The 19,192-nt window shown below is 64.9% G+C and carries 19 protein-coding genes; 15 read left to right on the top strand and 4 right to left on the bottom strand.

Annotation, left to right across the window (positions count from 1 at the left end; all coding sequences use genetic code 11):
- The first annotated feature begins 48 nt into the window (after window positions 1-48).
- A complete protein-coding gene (locus AU252_RS13465) occupies window positions 49-1,074 on the top strand; it encodes an NAD(P)-dependent alcohol dehydrogenase (protein WP_240484178.1) in 1,026 nt (341 codons plus the stop codon).
- A 518-nt stretch (window positions 1,075-1,592) separates the two neighbouring features.
- Here the strand turns inward: AU252_RS13465 and AU252_RS13455 are convergent.
- The gene (locus AU252_RS13455) at window positions 1,593-3,080 is read right to left on the bottom strand and encodes an HNH endonuclease signature motif containing protein (protein ID WP_058931164.1); all 1,488 of its coding nucleotides are present in this window, start codon (window positions 3,078-3,080) and stop codon (window positions 1,593-1,595) included.
- 229 nt (window positions 3,081-3,309) lie between these two features.
- Here AU252_RS13455 and AU252_RS13450 point away from each other — a divergent pair, with 229 nt between their 5' ends.
- Complete coding sequence (locus AU252_RS13450; protein ID WP_058931163.1) at window positions 3,310-3,810, top strand: hypothetical protein; 501 nt, start codon at window positions 3,310-3,312, stop codon at window positions 3,808-3,810.
- Between the two features lie 173 nt (window positions 3,811-3,983).
- On the opposite strand, the gene AU252_RS13445 is transcribed toward AU252_RS13450, so the two are convergent.
- Entirely contained in the window at window positions 3,984-4,295 is a 312-nt protein-coding gene (locus AU252_RS13445) for a hypothetical protein (RefSeq protein ID WP_058932934.1), read from the bottom strand.
- Between the two features lie 169 nt (window positions 4,296-4,464).
- Here AU252_RS13445 and AU252_RS13440 point away from each other — a divergent pair, with 169 nt between their 5' ends.
- A complete protein-coding gene (locus tag AU252_RS13440) occupies window positions 4,465-5,571 on the top strand; it encodes a type I restriction endonuclease (protein ID WP_058931162.1) in 1,107 nt (368 codons plus the stop codon).
- 86 nt (window positions 5,572-5,657) lie between these two features.
- Here AU252_RS13440 and AU252_RS13435 read toward each other — a convergent pair whose 3' ends face one another.
- Window positions 5,658-7,007: an MFS transporter gene (locus AU252_RS13435; RefSeq protein ID WP_058931161.1), complete on the bottom strand. Its 1,350-nt coding sequence runs from the start codon at window positions 7,005-7,007 to the stop codon at window positions 5,658-5,660.
- A gap of 214 nt (window positions 7,008-7,221) precedes the next feature.
- On the opposite strand from AU252_RS13435, the gene AU252_RS13430 reads away from it, so the two are divergent.
- From AU252_RS13430 to AU252_RS13375, 12 genes are all read left to right on the top strand, one after another.
- A complete protein-coding gene (locus AU252_RS13430; protein WP_058931160.1) occupies window positions 7,222-7,953 on the top strand; it encodes a GntR family transcriptional regulator in 732 nt (243 codons plus the stop codon).
- 137 nt (window positions 7,954-8,090) lie between these two features.
- Window positions 8,091-9,437: an enolase C-terminal domain-like protein gene (locus AU252_RS13425; protein ID WP_058931159.1), complete on the top strand. Its 1,347-nt coding sequence runs from the start codon at window positions 8,091-8,093 to the stop codon at window positions 9,435-9,437.
- The gene (locus AU252_RS13420; RefSeq protein ID WP_058931158.1) at window positions 9,434-10,933 is read left to right on the top strand and encodes an aldehyde dehydrogenase (NADP(+)); all 1,500 of its coding nucleotides are present in this window, start codon (window positions 9,434-9,436) and stop codon (window positions 10,931-10,933) included. The genes AU252_RS13425 and AU252_RS13420 overlap by 4 nt, the downstream gene beginning before the upstream one ends.
- Window positions 10,930-12,135: a fumarylacetoacetate hydrolase family protein gene (locus tag AU252_RS13415; RefSeq protein WP_058931157.1), complete on the top strand. Its 1,206-nt coding sequence runs from the start codon at window positions 10,930-10,932 to the stop codon at window positions 12,133-12,135. Before AU252_RS13420 ends, AU252_RS13415 begins: the two co-directional genes overlap by 4 nt.
- A complete protein-coding gene (locus AU252_RS13410) occupies window positions 12,132-12,974 on the top strand; it encodes a fumarylacetoacetate hydrolase family protein (RefSeq protein ID WP_058931156.1) in 843 nt (280 codons plus the stop codon). Before AU252_RS13415 ends, AU252_RS13410 begins: the two co-directional genes overlap by 4 nt.
- 14 nt (window positions 12,975-12,988) lie before the next feature.
- Window positions 12,989-13,738, top strand: a complete 750-nt coding sequence (locus tag AU252_RS13405) for an SDR family NAD(P)-dependent oxidoreductase (RefSeq protein ID WP_058931155.1) — start codon at window positions 12,989-12,991, stop codon at window positions 13,736-13,738.
- A 294-nt stretch (window positions 13,739-14,032) separates the two neighbouring features.
- Window positions 14,033-14,872 carry a transporter substrate-binding domain-containing protein gene (locus AU252_RS13400; RefSeq protein WP_058931154.1) on the top strand — a complete coding sequence of 280 codons (840 nt, stop codon included), beginning with the start codon at window positions 14,033-14,035 and terminating at the stop codon, window positions 14,870-14,872.
- Window positions 14,873-14,957: 85 nt separating this feature from the next.
- On the top strand, window positions 14,958-15,629 hold the full coding sequence (locus tag AU252_RS13395) for an amino acid ABC transporter permease (protein ID WP_058931153.1): 672 nt from the start codon (window positions 14,958-14,960) through the stop codon (window positions 15,627-15,629).
- Window positions 15,622-16,311 carry an amino acid ABC transporter permease gene (locus AU252_RS13390; protein ID WP_058931152.1) on the top strand — a complete coding sequence of 230 codons (690 nt, stop codon included), beginning with the start codon at window positions 15,622-15,624 and terminating at the stop codon, window positions 16,309-16,311. The genes AU252_RS13395 and AU252_RS13390 overlap by 8 nt, the downstream gene beginning before the upstream one ends.
- Window positions 16,312-16,319: 8 nt before the next feature.
- Window positions 16,320-17,048, top strand: a complete 729-nt coding sequence (locus AU252_RS13385; RefSeq protein ID WP_276203716.1) for an amino acid ABC transporter ATP-binding protein — start codon at window positions 16,320-16,322, stop codon at window positions 17,046-17,048.
- A 165-nt stretch (window positions 17,049-17,213) separates the two neighbouring features.
- Window positions 17,214-17,819: a TetR/AcrR family transcriptional regulator gene (locus tag AU252_RS13380; RefSeq protein WP_058931151.1), complete on the top strand. Its 606-nt coding sequence runs from the start codon at window positions 17,214-17,216 to the stop codon at window positions 17,817-17,819.
- Complete coding sequence (locus tag AU252_RS13375; protein WP_240484177.1) at window positions 17,816-18,832, top strand: DMT family transporter; 1,017 nt, start codon at window positions 17,816-17,818, stop codon at window positions 18,830-18,832. The genes AU252_RS13380 and AU252_RS13375 overlap by 4 nt, the downstream gene beginning before the upstream one ends.
- Here the strand turns inward: AU252_RS13375 and AU252_RS13370 are convergent, their stop codons facing one another.
- A complete protein-coding gene (locus AU252_RS13370; RefSeq protein ID WP_058931150.1) occupies window positions 18,833-19,177 on the bottom strand; it encodes a DUF3846 domain-containing protein in 345 nt (114 codons plus the stop codon).
- Between the last annotated feature and the right edge of the window lie 15 nt (window positions 19,178-19,192).

Below are 19,192 nucleotides of genomic sequence, written 5' to 3'. Positions count from 1 at the left end.
CAGATAGGTGTACGACGTACACCTCATGGAAAATCGAGGAGCCAAACCATGAACCCACTCCAGCCGGCGGCCGCAACAGCCACGGGAGCACGGACCATGAAAGCCGCGACCTACCGCCGGTTCGGCGGCCCGGACGTGGTCCGCGTCGAGGAGATCGCACAGCCCGCTCCGCGCGCCGGAGAGGTGCTCATCAAAGTCATGGCCAGCACGGTCAGCGTCGCCGACCACCGCGTCCGCAGCCGCAATGTCCCCAAGGGACTCGTGGCACTCACGGCCCTGACCCTCGGCCTCTTCCGCCCGCGGACCCGGGTCCTCGGCATGGACGTGGCCGGCGTGGTGGAGTCCGTCGGCGAGGGCGTGACCGCGTTCCGGCCCGGCGACGAGGTTATTGCGATGCTCGGCGCAAAATTCGGAGGGCATGCGGAGTACGTGTCCGTTCCGGCGAAGGGGCCCATCGCCACCAAACCCCGGAACATGGGCTTCGAGGAAGCCGTCACGCTGCTCTTCGGCGGACTCACGGCGAAATCCTTCCTGGGCATGGCGGCCATCAAGACCGGCGACACGGTTCTTATCAACGGCGCCTCCGGAGCTGTGGGAACGGCCGCCATCCAGCTGGCCAAGCACCTCGGCGCCCACGTTACCGCCGTGAGCAGCGGGGCCAACAGGGAACTGGTGGAATCACTCGGCGCGGACGGCTTCATCGACTACACCGCAGCGGATTTCACCGCAGACGGCACAACGTACGACGTCGTCATGGACTGCGTGGGGAACGCCCCGTTCGCGAGGGTGCAAGGGAGCATCGCGCCGGGAGGTGCCTTGCTTCTGGTCATCGCCGACCTCAAAGGCATGCTCGGCGCGCGGGGACAGAGCCGCCGAAGCGGCAAGCTGGTCACTTTTGGCGGCCTCAAGCTCACGTACACCGCCGACGACGTCGCATACCTCGTGAGCCTCGCGGAGGAAGGCAAGTATCAGGCTGTCATCGACAGAACCTACAACCTTGCCGACGTCGTCGAGGCACACCGCTTCGTGGACACCGGACGCAAGCGGGGCAATGTGGTCCTGCGGGTCCCCTAAGCAGCGTGCCCCCGGATCACTTCTCCGCTGGGGATCCTTCGCCCCCGTTATCCACCGGACCGGCCCCTTCGGACTCAGACACCGCATCGGGGTGCGCATCGTCTTTGTGGCGGGCTTCCTGGAGGTGGTGCTCCAATTTCTCCTCCGCCTCCCGGCGGCGTTGACCTACGGTCCGCATTTGTTGCGTTGTCGGAGCGGCGTGGGCGTGCTGGTGTGGGCCGTGATCCTGCAGGCCGTCAGAGATCTTCTCACTCATACTGAAATCGTCCCACCATGCGTCACTGTCGGGAAGGCACCGCGGACGACGGCGGGAGGCCCCGCCGTCGTCCGCTTGTCTCTGGTGCGCGGCGGGTTGCCGGGCTCCAAGGTTGCCGGGCGCGGGGGGTTCCGAACTCCAGGATTGCCGGGCGCCCGGTTGCGATCACCGGCGGCGGAAACCCGGAGGCAGGCTGGGGCGTGCATTGTGCACGGTTCACGGACCCAAGCACAGGCACAAGGAGACTGCTCTTGGGCGCGCATCAACCGGTGGAGTGGAGGAACCGTTCCACGCCGTTCTCTCCAAGAGACAGTCCGATGTGAACGAAATCCGGATCGCCGCAACCTTCGCGCGGCGTGGGGAGCCAGTGCCCGTTCCTGCGCGCTTCCGGTTTTGGTTCTTTTGGCCAGTGTGGAGGTTCCCAATCCTGGTGTTCGCTCTTGTAGTGCCGGCCCGTGGGCGATATCCAGCCGGGTGGTTCGTTCTTGCTCGCCGCTGTGGGTCTCCAGGCGCTGGTGTGTCTCAGGCGGTGATGTTTGGGGCAGGGCTGTCCCAAATTCGATACACCAGTAGTTCCGCCCTTATGCCAGGCGAGGATGTGGTCCGCTTCGTTGTCCAGGGAGTGGTTGGAACAGCCCGGGAACGGGCACTTACCGTCGCGCAGCCGGAGCCAGTTCCGCATGGCCTTGGTGAGACGGTAGTTGGCTCGACCGATCTCCAGGGGCGCCCCGTCCCGCGGGTCAACCAGGACGCGGTAGAACGAATCGGCCCCGTTCGACACGAGATCCCTTGCCATCGACGCGGGGATCGGACCGTAGCCGTCAAGCATCGCAGGCTCCTCGGTAGCGCCGAGCAGTGAAAACACAGGGACCGTCACCAAAACGTGGGCCCGGGGCGGCGGAACCTGCCCGGGATCATGTTCTGCCGGATTCCCGCTGCTGAGAAGGGCGGCGGCGAGGACGTCGGCCCGGAGTTGGGTGAGGGTCAGGGGCTCGTCCGGGCCCTGCAGACCGCGGGCGACGGCAGTGGTCCGGTTCCAGATTGCTGCGGCCTGGTCGGCGGGAAGGTATGCAGAGAGCCAAGCCATCCCGTCCTGGTCCGGGGCGTACTCCACCCGGCGGTCAAGGACACCCTTTGCGTGGCGCTTCTCGATACTCTCGGTGTGGTGGCGCTCGCGCCAGGTGCGTGCTCTGTGACGGAACCGGGACGCCGGCATCTCCCCTGCGGGACAACCGCCGGCCGGGTTCGGCGCATCCGGGTCCAAAAAGTGGGCTTCCAGGGCCGCGGCACCGTCCGGGTCGAGGGTTGCGACTTCGTCCACCATGGCCCGCGCGTGCTGCCACGAAATGGTGCCAGATTGCAGAGCGGACAGGGTCAGCGGCAGGGCAGCCGTCAGCATATGAGACTCGTTCAGCAGGGCCCCCGAAGCACGGTCACCGATGTTCAGTACGCAGGCGACCTCCGCGGTCACCGCCATCTCCTGTGCCCGAACAGGTGCATCGGGCGAAGCGAGGGCTTGGGCGGTGTCCGAATATTTCACTGCAGCCCGGGCCTTCAGTCCCGCCACCCGCGCCTCCACTCCCGCGGCGCCGGAGAGGATGTCCAGGCACGTATCACCCATGCCATGCAAAGGATCAGCCTCCGATGACGCTTCAGAACCAGACTCGTCATCCCCGTCCAGTGCGGAATTCAGCACATCAATGGCGGCAAAGATGTCCTCATATGCGTTCGCCACCTCTGCGTTTCCCATAACTCCATCATCCAGTGGGGGTCTGACATTTAACGGAGAAGGATGTCGGGTAGGTGGCTATCCTCCCCCGCGGTCCGCGGGACCCGCCTCCTTGGACGGAGACACCGTGTCGTATCGGGATGGCGCCACGGACGACGGAGGGAGGCCCCGCCGTCGTCCGCTTTCGCCCGTACCGGAGTTCTACGACGCCGACCAGCCGCCGTCCCGCGGCACGTGGAAGTATTCAGGTATGACTACCGATAATGATGCTGCCAACACTCCGGCGCCAATGGACCCACCCGGCCCAGACGCCTCAACTGAAGTCAGCCGCGGCTGGGACCACATCGGGGCCATCATTGTGGATGCCACGCTCCAGCGCCGCCAGAACTACAACGAAACCGTCAAGCCGCGCGTCGAAGCCCTCGTCGCGGAATGGCCGGATGCCGCTACAACCAGTGGATTCCGCCAGCACCTAGATACGGGGAACCTCTCGGAAGTCATCGACTGGCCATCGCCCGGCCGCCTGGCCCAGATAGAGGACATCACGCAAGTGTTCGAGCGCGAGGGCATCGAAACGGTAGCGGAACTCCGCGGCACGCTCGAGGACCACGCCAAGGGTGCCGCTCTTCGGGCAGCCCTTGCGCTCGTGCGGCATGTAAGTCCCAAAACGCTGGATTACATTGGCACGCTGAGCGGGATCTCAACAGCTGCTGCCGCCGACGGGGCTGCCGGCGTGGAGGACCTGACCTAACCGCACATAGCTCTTAATCGGCAAGTCAGCCAATGCGTTCTGGGTTGTCTGGCCGAAGCCGGAGGGCAACCCATAAACCGCAGCGCCGGCAAATGTAGGCGGGTTCGGTGCCGATCGCATGAAGCTTCTTGCGACTCATCACCCTGCCGCAGCAGGAGCATCTGCAGGTCCCTTCAGAGTCCATTGTTTTTGAGCGCTTCGGTTATTTGGCTGATCGTCGGAAGGCCCGCCAGCCCGCTTGGAGTCGCGTATATCCGGCAGGCCAGGTCGTCTGCAGTGGCACCGGTCGGAAAAATGTCGGACCCATTGAGGGTGATCGTGGGGGAACCCGCGAATCCCGTGCCCGCCGTATCCGGCGCGGACTCCAGGAGTCGTATGGTCACTGGGATATCGCTGTGTCCCAAGGCGGTCAGGGCTGATTCCAGTCGCTCCTGCGCCTTAGCAAGGTTGGGGCACTCGTCGATGTGGAGCAGCTCGATCCTCATAGAATCATTCTCCACCCCCAGCATCAGCCTCCGGGACTCGCCGGCGGTGACTCTTCCAACAGCTACGTGGGCGAATTTACGACGACCTCAAATACTTTTTGTTGTTTCATCAACTTCGCTCGTCGCTGCGCTACGGTAAGCATCACCATCAATTTTTCAAGGGGGAAAAATGGAGTTTGCAGAAAAGCTCTCGGCTTTGGCAGCAAAGGTGCGCCAGCAGCGAGAGGTAATCCAGACCGAAGAGGCAACAAAGAATGCGTTTGTGATGCCCTTCATTTCAACAATCCTTGGCTACGACGTCTTTAATCCGATGGAGGTCGTGCCGGAATTCATCGCGGATGTCGGCCTGAAAAAGGGCGAGAAGATCGACTACGCGATCGTCAAGGACGGCGAAGTCCAGATCCTCATCGAGTGCAAGAAGTCCACGGAGCCGGTGAAAATCGAGCACGCGTCGCAGCTTTTCCGCTATTTCGCCGTGACTAACGCGCGCATAGCGATCCTCACCAATGGCGAGGTGTACCAGTTCTTCACGGACCTCGATGCTCCGAACCGGATGGACGCGAAGCCGTTCCTGGTCCTGGACCTCACGGACATCGATGAGTCCTTGATCCCTGAGCTGCAGAAGCTGTCCAAGGACGTCTTTGACCTTGATTCGATCATCAACGCCGCCGGTGAACTGAAGTACATCGGCGAGTTGAAGCGGACCCTGGCAGCGCAGTTCAAGGAACCGGAGGATGAATGGATCAAGTTCCTCACTGGCCGCGTCTATCCCGGCGCGTATACACAGAAAGTGCGTGAGCAGTTCACGGCGCTGGTGACCAAAGCGTCCAAGCAGTTCCTTAACGACCAGGTCAACGAGCGTCTGAAGAAAGCCCTCGGCGCCCCTGGCTTCCCACAGACTGAGGTCGCGGCCGCAAGTGTCACCAGCGCGCCGGTGGCCGAAGCCGACCTGGCCGACGCCGAAGCCCTCGAGACCACCCTTGAGGAGATCGAGGGCTACCAGATTGTCCGCGCCATCGTCTGCAGCGAGGTCAAGCCGGCCCGCGTAGTCCAGCGCGATGCCAAGTCCTACTTCGCGGTGCTGCTGGACGACAACAACCGCAAACCGATCGCGCGCCTGCACTTCAACCGGACGCAGAAGTACATCGGGATCTTCGACGACAACAGGGAAGAAACCCGCGTCCCGATTTCCTCCCTCGAAGAGATCTACGAGCACACCGAGGCCCTGCGCGCCAGCGTCAAGAGCTACCTGAGCGCGTCACCCTCAAGCAACTAAGGGGCACGGCGAAGCTTCGTTAAACAGCAGAAGCGGACGACGGCGGGACCTCCCGCCGTCGTCCGCTCTGCGTCGGTGCCGCTCTCCTACGCCGCGGCGGAGGCGGGAACCTTCAGGGGCTCCACCTTGCCGAGGACGAACAGGTAGTTCGCCGCTCCGGCCAGCGAAACCAATCCGATGACCGCGAGCGGCGCTACGTAGGATCCCGTCTGGTCCACCAGGACACCGATCAGGACCGGGGTGAAGATGCCTGCCAGGTTGGAGGCGAAGTTCTGGAGCCCGCCGATGGATCCGACGTGGCGGGAGCTCGGGGCAACGTCCGCGGGGAGCGACCAGATGCCGGTGGCGGCGACGGTGAGGCTGGAGTATGCCACCGACAGGAGGGCAAGTGCCATCCATGCCTCCGGGACAACGGCGGCGAACATGATGACCGAACCGCCGATCAGACCGCCGGCGATGGCGGTCTTCCGGACCCGTGTGACCGAGACCCCGCGCTGGACGGCCCGGTCGGCAACGTAGCCCGCCAGCCAGCCGAAGGCCACCGCGCAGATGCCCGGGATGGCACCGAAGAGGCCGAGCTTGAGCAGGTCGAAGCCGCGTTCCTTCACGAGGTAGCTCGGGAAGAAGGTGATGAAGAAATAGATGGCGCTGTTCAGGCAGAAGAAGCCGAACATCATGCTGAGGATGGTGCGGTACTTGAAGAGTGAGCGCCAGGGAAGCTTCGCTGCGTCGGCGTCGTCGTTCGCTGCGCTCCGGGCGCCGCCTTCCCGGATGTAGGCCCGCTCCTCGTCATTGGCCGTCGGGTGGTCCTCGGGGCTCCGGTACATCTTCCACCACACAACAGCCCAGATCAGGCCGGCCACACCAATGATGATGAAGACCGCATGCCAGGACGTGAAAGCGACGATCAACGTGACGATCGGCAGAGCGATGACCGCACCTACGCGGGAGCCTGAATCCCAGATGCTGGTGGCAAAGGCCCGTTCGCGGACCGGGAACCAGGTGGCCACCACCTTGGCGGCGGTGCTGGGGGCCGGACTTTCACCGACACCGAGCAGGAACCGCGCGGCGAACAGCGACCAGAAATTCTGCGCAAAGGCGGTGACCATGGTGAACACGGACCACCAAACCGCTGCCAGGGTGAAGGACTTCCGCGGCCCAACCTTGTCCACGTACCACCCGGCAGCCAGCTGGCAGAAGTCATACGCCCAGAAGAAGGCGGCGAAAATGAGACCCTGCTGGGTTGCTGAGAGCTCAAAATCCTTACCCATAAACGGCAGGGCCACGCTGAGGCTGGAGCGGTCAAGGTAGTTAATGCTGAGCCCGACGAACGCGAGCCAGATGATCACCCAGCGCTTGCGGGTCATGGTGCGGGGAGCCTTGGACGAAAGATCGGGGGAAGAGTTGGGGGCGAGCCTGCTGTCTTGGACAGTCATACCGTCTCCTTTGACGTAAACGTGGCTTTCGGGTGCCTGGACACCGGGGAAGACGCCGAGGATTCCGGCGCAAGATCATGTAGGAATCGAAATAATCATATAGTTAATGTGATCCAGAGCAACTTTTGGACGAAAACGCCCCACCCCGGCCGCACCCACCCGTGGAATATGATTCCCAAAGCGACTCCACCAACCAGCACAAAGAGGTAACCGCGTGCCCACACGTCAATCATCCGATGCATCCAAAGGCAAGGCGGCCGTCAGTGACGTCTACGCCGCCATGCGGGCCTCCATCCTCAAGGGCGAAATTGCACCCGGCGCACGGATCAATATTGATGCGGTCTCCCGCAGCCTGGGCGTCTCACAGACGCCGGTCCGCGAAGTTCTGCAACGGCTGGAGGGTGACAACTTGGTGGTCTACAGCCCCGGCCGAGGATACAGCACCACACCCCTGCTGGACCTGCCCGCGCTGCGATCGCTCTTTGAGTTCCGGCTGCTGGTGGAACCGTGGGCCGCGCGGTCCGCGGCCGTGGACCGCCTCGCCAACCCAGCCGCGGCCCTGGAGAAGGAACTGTCTACCATCCGCAACTCCATGAAGACCACCAGCGGCGACGCCCGGCAGGACCTCGTGGCCCATGACACCCGCTTCCATGACACCATCCTGCTGGCAGCGGGGAACCCGGTAGTCCAGCACGCCTTCGCCCAGACCCACTGCCACCTGCACACCTTCCGCCTCTACCCGGCAGACATCGACGGCGCCATCACCATCGCCGAGCACGCCACCGTACGGGAGGCCATCGCATCCTGCCTGCCCGACCGCGCCGAGGAGGCCATGGCCGAGCACATCAGGAATTCCTTCGCCCGGTTCGCCAAGGCCTTCGAAGGCACGGCGGACCTCTCACCACTGGAGAGCGACGGGCCGCCAAGAAGGCATATCGTCACCTGAAATCGAAGCCCCGGCCTGCTGGCCGGGGCTTCTTTTTTCTCCGGCACTTGATCTGAATCACCGTTCCTATATGATTGTGAGAATTCATATAGGAATCGTGTCCAACGAAGTGAATTGACCAGAGAGAGAAGAAACCCATGACCTCCATCATTTCCATCCACACCCAGGACGTGCGGTTCCCCACGTCCCTGGAGCTCGACGGTTCCGACGCGGTCAACGTTGACCCGGACTACTCCGCCGCGTACGTCGTCATCCGCACCGACGCGGGCGACGAAGGCCACGGCTTTGTTTTCACCTGCGGCCGCGGCAACGAAATCCTCACGCACGCCATTGACGCCTACGCCGGCCTGCTCCTCGGCCGGGACATCGATGAACTGATCTACGACCTCGGTGGCGCGTCGAAGCGGCTCATCCACGATTCCCAGCTGCGCTGGCTCGGCCCCGAGAAGGGCGTCACGCAGATGGCGGCCGGCGCCCTTGTCAGCGCACTCTGGGACATCCGCGCACGGCGCGAGAACAAGCCGCTGTGGCTCCTGCTCAGCGAGATGCCCGCCGAAGAAATCGTCGACGTCGTTGATTTCACCCACATCCGCGACGCGCTGAGCCCCCAGCAGGCGCTGGACATCCTGCGCGCCGGCGAAGACGGCAAGGCCGCCCGGATCGCCGCCCTGAAGGTGGACGGCTACCCCGCCTACACCACCTCGCCGGGCTGGCTGGGCTACAGCGACGAGAAGCTCGTCCGCCTGAGCAAGGAAGCCGCCGCGGACGGCTTCTCCATGATCAAGCTGAAGGTGGGCGGCGACATCAATGACGACCGCCGCCGCATGGCCCTGGCCCGAAAGGCCGTGGGCGACCTCCCGATCGCCATCGACGCCAACCAGCGGTGGGAAGTCTCCGAGGCCATCGAGTGGGTCAACCAGCTCTCCGAGTTCAACCCGTACTGGATCGAAGAACCCACCAGCACGGACGACATCCTGGGCCACGCGGAGATCCGGAAGGGCGTTGCCCCTGTCCGTGTGGCCACGGGCGAGGCCGTCGCCAGCCGCATCGTGTTCAAGCAGCTGCTCCAGGCCGGTTCCATCGACGTCCTCCAGCTGGACTCCACCCGCGTGGGAGGCGTCAACGAGAACATCGCCAACCTCCTGCTCGCTGCCCGCTTCAACGTACCGGTCTGCCCGCACGCCGGCGGCGTGGGGCTGTGCGAACTCGTCCAGCACTTCTCGTTCTTCGACTACGCAGCCATCACAGGCAGCCAGGACGGCCGGATGATCGAGTACGTTGACCACCTGCACGAGCACTTCGCCGAGCCGGTCCGCATCGTCAACGGCCGCTACGCCGCCCCGGAACTCCCGGGCACCGGGGCCGAAATGCTCAGCGCATCGCGGGCCCGCTGGGAGTTCCCCGCCGGTGCCGGATGGCTCGAAGTGGGCGACCGCGCCGCGGTGACGGGCGCCTCCGTGACCGGAGCCGGTGCGCTCCGATGACAACCACGGTCCATGACCTCAACGCGAGTGTCGACGCCGCCCACGCCGCGTTCGAAAAGGGCCGTGCCGCGGACCCCGGCACCCGCGCAGCCTGGCTGGAGGCGATAGCCGCCGCACTGGAGAACGACGCCGATGCGCTGGTGGAGATCGCTGCCCAGGAAACCCATCTGGGCGAGCCGCGGCTCCGGGGCGAACTCAAGCGCACGGTCTTCCAGCTCAGGCTCTTCGCCACGGAAGTCCGCGACGGTGAGCACTTCGACGCCACCATCGATCACGTGGACGCGGACTGGGGCATGGGCCCGCGGCCGGACCTGCGCCGGCTCAACGTGCCCATCGGCGTTGTGGGCGTTTTCGGTGCCTCCAACTTCCCGTTCGCCTTCAGCGTGATGGGCGGCGACAGCGCTTCGGCGCTGGCCGCCGGGTGCGCCGTGGTGCACAAGGCCCACGACGGGCACCGGAACCTCGCGCTCCGCACCGCCGAGACCGTCATCGCCGCACTGGATGCCGCCGGGGCACCGTCCGGGCTGTTCTCGCTCGTCACCGGCCGGTCTGCCGCGGAGGCCCTGGTGGACCATCCTGCCGTGAAGGCCATCGGGTTCACGGGTTCGACGGCGGGCGGCCGGGCACTGTTCAACCGTGCCGCCGCCCGGCCCGAACCCATTCCCTTCTTCGGTGAACTGGGCGGCATCAACGCCGTGTTCGTCACCGAGAACGCCTGGGCGGTGCGGCGCGACGAAATCCTCAGCGGATACGCCGCCTCATTCACGATGGGAATGGGCCAGTTCTGCACCAAGCCGGGGCTGCTGTTTGTTCCGGCTGGACAGGCCGACGGCGTCCGGCAGGTTCTGAGCGGCGCGCTGGCGGACTTTGCCGCAGCACGGCTGCTGAGCCCGCGGTTGCACGAGGGCTACCGGCAGTCCGTGCAGGACTTGCGGGGCACCACCGGCGTGGAGGTTCTTGTGGAAGGAGACTTCGACGAGGCACCGGCGCCAACCGTGCTCCACACGACTTCCGCGGCTGTCCGCAGTGATCCGTCAATCCTGCGGCAGGAAATGTTCGGGCCCGCCAGCCTGGTGGTGGAGTACGGCGACGAATCGGAACTCCTGGAACTCACCGGACTGCTGGAGGGACAGCTGACCACCACGCTCCAGGCGGAGCCGGAGGATGACGTGTCAGAACTGGCCGCACGGCTGACGGACATCAGCGGCCGGGTCCTCTGGAACGGCTGGCCCACGGGGGTCACGGTCAGCTACGCCCAGCACCACGGCGGACCGTACCCCGCCACAACATCGGCCACCACCTCGGTAGGAACGGCCGCGATCCGGCGCTTCCTCCGGCCTGTCGCCTACCAGTCGTTCCCGGAAGGTCGCCTGCCCGAACCTCTGCAGGACGCCAATCCCTGGCGCGTTCCGCAGCGAGTGGATGGGGTGTGGCAGCGGCCCACCCGGCAGGGACAGACTGCAGTCCAGACTGCAGGAACCGAGGTCCGGCCATGAGCGCCGCACTGGACCTCGGCGGGGCCTCGGTACTCCCGGATGACGCGGCACGGGCACTCCTGATCGGCCGCGTCTGGGACGTCGAAACCGGCGGACCACGCGTGGTCGCCGTCCAGGAGCAGGACGTCTTCGACCTCCAGCATCTGGCCGAAACCGTCTCCGAGCTCCTGGAACGGCCGGATCTCGTGGCCGCCGTCCGCGCCGCCATGACGCTGCCCCGGTGGAAGACCAGCGAGATCATCCACGCGTCGCTGACGCAGGACGCGGCCCGTCCGCATTTCCTGGCTCCCGTGGATCTCCAGGTCATCAAGGCCTGCGGCGTGACGTTTGTGGACAGCATGATCGAACGGGTCATCGAGGAGCGCTGCGGCGGCGACGCCAGCCGCGCGGCCGAGATGCGGGAACTGGTGGGCCGTGCCCTCGGCGGCAGCATCAGCTCCATCCGACCCGGCTCCCCCGCGGCTGCCGAAGCCAAGAAGGTGCTCATCGCCGAAGGCCTCTGGTCGCAGTACCTGGAGGTCGGGATCGGGCCGGATCCCGAGGTCTTCACGAAGGCCCCGGTTCTCTCCTCGGTGGGGCTGGGCGCGGGGGTCGGGATCCCTGCGTTCTCCTCCTGGAACAACCCGGAACCGGAACTGGTGCTAATTGCCACCTCGGCCGGCACAGTTGTGGGGGCGACCCTGGGCAACGACGTGAACCTCCGCGACGTGGAGGGCCGGAGTGCCCTGTTGCTGGGGAAGGCGAAGGACAACAACGCCTCCAGCGCCCTAGGTCCATTGATCCGGTTGTTCGACGACGGCTTCACCCTGGAAACGCTGCGCCAGGAGGAAATCCTGCTCCGCGTCGAAGGCGAGGACGGCTACTCGCTGGAGGGACGCAATTCCGTGTCCCGGATCAGCCGTCCGTTCGAAGAGCTCGTCGCCGCGACGGTTGGGAAGCACCACCAGTACCCGGACGGCTTTGCACTGTTCACCGGCACGCTGTTCGCGCCGACCCAGGACAGGGACCATCCGGGACAGGGGTTCACGCACCACATGGGCGATACGGTGACCATTCGCAGCCGCCACCTCGGCGCCCTCGTGAACGTCGTCGGGGCAGCGGAGGAGCTGCCGGCATGGTCGTTTGGCCTGCGGCAGCTGTTCGGCTATCTTCAGGCCCAACGCGAAGTCCGCGCATCAAGCAGTAAGGAATATGCCTCATGAAGTTCGCCCAGATTGGCGCCCCGGGCGCCGAACAGCCCGTCCTGGTCCACGGGGACCGGCACTACTCGCTCCAGAGCATCACCCCGGCCATCAACGGTGACTTTCTGTCCAACGGTGGCCCCGCGGCTGCCGCCGCCGCACTGGCCGCAGGCACGCTGCCGGACGTCAGCTCCGACGCCGTACGGTACGGCGCCCCGGTGGTGCGCCCGTCCGCCGTCGTCTGCGTTGGCCTGAACTACGCTGCCCACGCAGCGGAATCAGGTGCCGAGCCGCCTGAGCATCCGGTCATCTTCCTCAAGACACCCAATACGGTGGGCGGGCCTGACGATGCCGTGGCCATCCCCCGGGGATCGACGAAGACTGATTGGGAGGTGGAGCTCGGGATCATCATCGGCAAACGCGCCTCCTACCTGGACTCCCCCGAGGCCGCCCGGGACCACATCGGCGGGTTTGTGGTGGTGGACGATCTCTCCGAGCGCGACTTCCAGCTGAACGTTTCCGGCGGCCAGTGGTCCAAGGGCAAGAGCTCACCGGGGTTCTGCCCCACGGGTCCCTACCTGGTCACCCCCGACGAGATCGACGCCGGCAAGCTGCGGCTGCGCAGCTGGGTCAACGGCGAAATCCGCCAGGATTCCTCCACGGCGGACATGATCTTCGACGTCGAGACCATCGTCTGGAACCTGAGCCAGTACATGGTCCTCGAGCCCGGCGATCTCATCTGCACGGGCACCCCCGAGGGCGTCGCGCTGTCCGGGCGGTTCCCGTACCTGAAGGCCGGCGACGTTGTGGAAATCGAAATTGACGGGCTGGGGCGGCAGCGCCATGAATTCATCGCATGAACGGAGACCCAGCAATGGAGTTTGAAGGCATCCGTGCCATCGTCACCGGCGGGGCTTCCGGCATCGGAGCGGCCACAACGGCGCATCTGACCCGGCGCGGGGCGAAGGTGGCGGTGCTGGATCTGAATCCCGAGGCAGCGTCCGAAGCGGCGCTGTCGATCCGATGCGACGTGGCCGATGACGCTTCGGTGCGTGCCGCCGTCGAACGCGTTGCCCGGGAATTCGGGGGGATCGACGTCGTGGTCAACAACGCAGGCATTGGAGCCCAGGGAACCGTTGCGGACAATGACGACGCCGAGTGGCAGCGCGTTCTGGACGTCAACGTGATCGGCGCGGTGCGGGTGAGCCGTGCCGCCTTGCCCCATCTCCGGCAGTCCCCCGCGGCCGCGATCGTCAACACGTCCTCCATCGCCGCCACGGCCGGGCTGCCCGCCCGCGCACTCTACGCGGCCACCAAGGGTGCCATCCGGGCGCTGACGCTCAGCATGGCGGCCGATCACGTCCGTGAAGGCATCCGGGTCAACTGCGTCAATCCGGGCACGGCTGACACGCCCTGGATCAACCGGCTGCTGAGCCAGGCGGATGATCCGGTCGCGGAACGCGCGGCGCTGGAGGCGCGGCAGCCGCACGGCCGGCTGGTGACGCCGGAGGAGGTTGCAGCGGCGGTGGCGTATCTGGCCAGTCCGCTGGCCGGTTCGACGACGGGAACTGAACTGGCGGTCGACGGCGGCATGCAGGCCGTGCGTCTGCGTCCCGTCGAGTAACGTCCCGGCGAGTAGCGTCCCGCCGGGGTAACTCCCCGTCGGAGTAGGAAGCTGCGAGGCGCCCTCGTGTCCTGATTTACCGGGGCACGGCGGCGCCTCTGGCGTTTCAGGAGGGAGGCGCGGTCCCCTTCCGGCGAGCGTAGGCAAGCGGTTTTGAGGAGGGGCTTGACCTGTGTCACATCCCCTATATGATAGTGCGTATTCCTATATGATCCCCGACGGTGAGCGACCGGGATCCCCGGACTCCGTCACCCCCGCATCCGATCCGCATCAACAATCTCCAGGAGAGCACCCATGTTCAAAGCAACACCGAAGTTGCTTCTTGTCCCGGCTATCGCGTTGGCCCTCACGCTGGGAGGCTGCTCCTCCGGCGGCGCCTCGGCCGGCGCTGCAAGCGCAACAGGAGCCGTGGCGGACAGCCACCTCACACAGATCCTCAAGACGAAAACGATCAAGATCGCCGTCAGTGCCGACTCTCCGGGATACGGCGTGATGACGTCATCCGGTGAGCACGAGGGCTTCGACATTGACGTCGCGAACGCGCTCGGCGCCTCGCTGGGCGCCAAGGTTGAGTTCGTCACGGCCACGAACGAAAGCCGCATCCCGCTGCTGCAGACCGACAAGGCGGACGCCGTCATTGCCACCTTCACGGCCTCGGACGCGCGCGCCCAGGTGGTGGACATGTCCGAGCCGTACGCCGCCAGCTCCACCGTCTTTATGGTGCCCGCGGGAAGCCCGATCGCCAGCTACTCGGATCTGGACGGGAAATCCGTGGCCACGTCCCGCGGAAGTGTGGGCGAGCAAATCCTCAAGGCCACCTTCCCGAACGCCAAGATCGCCGGCTTCAACACCACGGCCGATTCCATCCAGGCCCTCAAGAGCGGCAAGGTGGACGCGCTGATTGAAAACAACGCGATCATCGGTGGGCTCGTGAAGAGTGATCCGTCCGCATTCCAGGTGCTCAAGGGCGACCCGATCAAGCCGGCGCTGTTCTCCATCGGCGTCAAGCAGGGCGACCAGACGTGGGTTAACTACATCAACAACTTCATCCGGAACTACACCATCTCCGGACAGAACGAGGCCTCCCTGCAGAAGTGGTTCGGGCTGGAACTTCCGCCCTTCCTCGCCCACTAACAGTATTCGGACGCACTCTCCGGTGTGGGTGAAGGACAGGCAGTCATTCACCCACACCGCCGTTCAGGGATAGGACCCATTGCTCATGGCTTTATATTTCGGAGACCTTCTCCCGTTCAGCTCGCTATTGCTTGAGGGGCTCTGGACAGCTCTGTACATCACGCTCGTGGCCATGGTGGCGGGAAGCGCACTCGGCGTCTTCCTGTACCTGGGGAAGGTCGGGCCCGGAAAAGCAGTCAGCATCTTCTGCACGTGCTACATCGAGGCCATCCGCAACACGCCTCTGCTGGTGCAGCTGTACCTGATCTACTTTGCCCTTCCCGCGCTGGGCATCAACCTCGAACCCATCTGGGCCGCCGTCATTGGTCTGACCCTCAACAACGCGGCATACACTGCGGAAATTTACCGGGCCGGCTTCGAGTCGGTGCCACACGGCCTGCGTGAGGCCGGCAAGGCGCTGGGCATGAAGAACGCCCAGATCGTGCGCTACATCGTCCTGCTGCCGGCCACCCGGAACGTTTTCCCTGCACTGACCAACCAGCTGATTCTGCTGTTCCTGGCTTCGTCGATTGGATCCATCATCTCGCTTCCTGAACTGACCAACGCGATCATGAGCGTCAGCAACACCACGTACCGGACCATCGAGGTGCTCGCAGTGGGCGGGCTGCTCTACCTTTGCGTTTCCGCCCTGCTCTCCCTGGCCTCGAAACGGGCCGAAACGACGCTGTTCCGGTGGGCGGTGGGCGCACGTGTTTAGGGCCTTTGATTGGCAGGACCTCATTCCGCTGGCCAAGGGGGCCTGGCTGACCATTCAGCTCTGCGCCATGTCCGGCATTCTCGGCATCATTTTCGGACTGATCCTCGGCATCGCCAGAACGTCCCCCAGCAGGATCGCCCGGTGGATCAGCACCATCTACATCAGCTGCGTACGCGGCATCCCGATTCTGGTCATCATCTTCTTTATCTTCTTCGGGATCCCGCTGCTGTTCCCCGGCCTGGAACTGGACAAGTTCGCCTCGGCCGTCATCGCGCTGACCTGTTTCGCCGCCGCCTATGTGGCAGAAATTGTGCGGGGCAGCATCGAAGCAGTGCCCAGGGGACAAAGCGAAGCGGCGGACGCCCTCGGCCTCAACTACTGGGCGAAACTCCGGTATGTGGTCATGCCGCAGGCCAGGAAGATCATGGTTCCGCCCGGCGTCGGCTTCATCATTGGCCTGGTGAAGGATTCCTCCCTGGTAACGGTGACCGGGCTGGTGGAGCTGACGCACGCGGGCAACATTGTCACCAACCTCACCGGTGACCCCATCATGACGTTCCTGACGGTCGCCGCCATGTACTTCGTCATTTGCTACAGCATCTCCCTGCTGGGGCGCCTGTACGAGAAACGGACCGGCATCCAGGTGGACCCCCTCAAACTTCCCGAGCCCGCGAGCGTTTAGATCGGAATATGACTGTGATTTTTGTTGAGAATTTGAATAAGAAGTTCGGCCCGAACCATGTGCTCAAAGGCGTTGACTGCCACATCCGTGAGCGCGAGGTGGTGTGCGTCATCGGCCCCTCGGGTTCAGGCAAGAGCACGTTCCTGAGGTGCATGAACGGCCTGGAGTCGATCACGTCCGGCAGCATCGTGATCAACAAGCACCGGTTGGACGATTCGAAAACGAACATCAACCTGGTCCGGCAGGAAGCGGGAATGGTCTTCCAGCATTTCAACCTGTTCCCGCACCTGAAGGTCATCGACAACGTTATGCTGGCCCCGCTCAAGGTGGCCAAGGTCAACAGGGACGAAGCCCGCGCCAAAGCCGAAATGCTGCTGGCAAAGGTGGGTCTGGCCGAAAAGATGGAGGCCTTCCCGGGGAGCCTGTCCGGCGGTCAGATGCAGCGTGTGGCCATAGCCCGCGCGCTGGCCATGGATCCAAAGATCATGCTCTTCGACGAGCCCACCTCAGCCCTGGACCCGGAAATTGTCGGCGAGGTGCTCACCGTCATGAAGGACCTGGCCAATGAGGGCATGACCATGGTGGTGGTTACCCACGAAATGGGCTTCGCCCGGGAAGTGGCCGACCGGGTGCTGTTTATGGACCAGGGACTGATCGTCGAGGAAGGCTCCCCCGATGAGATCTTCTCCTCGCCGCGGAACGCCAGAACTCAGGGGTTCCTCAGCAAGGTTCTGTAACCGGGGCAGGCAGTGAGCGGACGACGGCGGGACTTCCCGCCGTCGTCCGCTTTGCGTCTGGGTGCCGTGCCCGGCTTGGTCAGGATGGATTCGACGTTTTCCTGTAACCGGAATTAGTAGGTAGACTGGTCTACCTACTAATGTTCCAGTGAGTGAGGACCGGCCATGACGGCGAAGCAGACTGCAGCGGTAACCCGACCCTCCCGGAGGCCTGCCCGGGAAGCGCTCCTCGAGGCGGCCGCCAGGCGTTTCTATGCCCATGGCCTGACCGGGACGGGCATTGACACCATCACGGCCGAGGCCGGCGTGGCCAAGAAGAGCCTCTACAACAATTTCGCGTCAAAGGCCGATCTGGTCACGGCCTACCTGTACGCCCGCCACGAGGAATGGCTCGCACTTTACCGAGCGCGGCTCGAGAAGGCGGCCACTCCACAGGACCGCGTGCTGGCCGTCTTCGATGCCTATGCCGACCACGCCGACCTGGCCTACGAGCATGGCTTCCGCGGCTGCGGGCTGCTCAATGCGGCAGCCGAACTGCCTGCCGGGGACCCCGGACGCGCAGTGGTCCGGCGGCACAAGGAAGAGGTGGAGGCGTTGCTGGCTGAGCACCTGGCCGAGCTTCTGCCGGACGCTGCCGGGCACACCGCTCCCCTTGCGCAGCACTTGGCATTCCTCCTCGAAGGATCCATGGTCCGCGCCGGCCTTGAGGGTGACCACCGCTGCGTCCTGGAGGCACGGCGGATCGCGGCCACTATGATCGGCACCCTGTGAAGACGCCGGGTTTTCGCGGGACCACGTGGGGTGCGCTGTTTGTGCTCACAGCGTCCGTCCTGTGGGGCACCACCGGGACGGCGGCCACGTTCGCCCCGGATGTGAGTCCGCTGGCGATCGGCGCAGCGGCCATGGGCTTCGGCGGCCTGCTGCAGGCGGCGATTGCGGCGCAGCCCATGATGGCGTTCGGCGCTGCCCTGCGCAGCCACTGGCGCTCGGTGGCCTTGGGTTCGCTGGCCGTCGCCACGTATCCCCTCGCCTTCTACTCGTCCATGCACCTGGCCGGCGTGGCGGTGGGGACGGTCGTGTCCATCGGCTCGGCTCCCTTGGCGTCCGCGGTTATTGAACGCATCGTGGACAAGCGGCCGTTCACGGGCCGTTGGATTGCCGGCGCGGTTCTCGGTGTCACCGGTGCCGTGCTCTTGTGTATCGCCGATGCCGGTCACGCGGATGCAGCTCCTGCATCCGGCACTGGGTGGTCCACACCTGCGGGCATCGGACTGGGGCTCATGGCCGGGCTGACGTACGCTCTCTACTCCTGGGCCGCGCACCGCCTCATTAGCACAGGCGTGCCGTCACGGGCGGTGATGGGCACGGTCTTCGGGACCGGCGGTCTGCTGCTGATGCCTGTACTTGTGGCCACGGGAGCTCCCTTGGTTGCGTCCTGGCAGAACCTTGCGGTGGGTGCGTACATGGCGCTCGTCCCCATGTTCGCCGGGTACGTTCTGTTTGGCTGGGGCCTGGCCCGCATCCGCGCCAGCACGGCCACCACACTGTCCCTCTCCGAGACAGTGGTTGCGGCTGTCCTCGCAGTGGTGGTAGTGGGCGAACGCCTGCCGGCACTCGGCTGGGCCGGCGCCGCGATGATCGCCGGCAGCCTGTTCGTGCTGACACTGCCAGCGCCGAGGAGTCGCGCCCAACCGGCTGTGGCTACCGAGGTGACGCACGACGGCGGCCCCACCTCCCAGCCTCAGCCCGCCTCTGTTGCGGCCCCGTCGGCGACGCCGGAGTAGTCAGGCCGCCAGCGGCAAGTCGAAAAGCTGCTCGGCAAGCCGGATGAGGTGCCCGGGTGCATCGGATTCATCTCCGCGGCTTCCATTCCCGAGGAACACTGCCGTCCCGTTGAGGGTGTCAACGAGATAGACGCCTGCTTCGCGGATGAGCACTTCGGCCCGGTCGTTCTGGGGCAGGCGGTAGCCCTCGTCGTTCAAGTACACATGCCAGTCCCTGCTGGTGATGGATTCAATGTTTCCAGCAACGAGTTTCTGCAGTGCCGGCATGCCCGTGTTCACGGTTGCGATGCGCACCGGTTGGGTGAGGTGCGCCGGGACGATCAGGGCGTTGTAGGTGGTGTTCATGGTCTTGTCCTTGTG

It is taken from the genome of Pseudarthrobacter sulfonivorans, from assembly GCF_001484605.1.
GTDB lineage: Bacteria > Actinomycetota > Actinomycetes > Actinomycetales > Micrococcaceae > Arthrobacter > Arthrobacter sulfonivorans_A.
The sequence above is the reverse complement of the archived record's forward strand: the minus strand, read 5'-3'. Positions and strand labels throughout refer to the sequence as shown.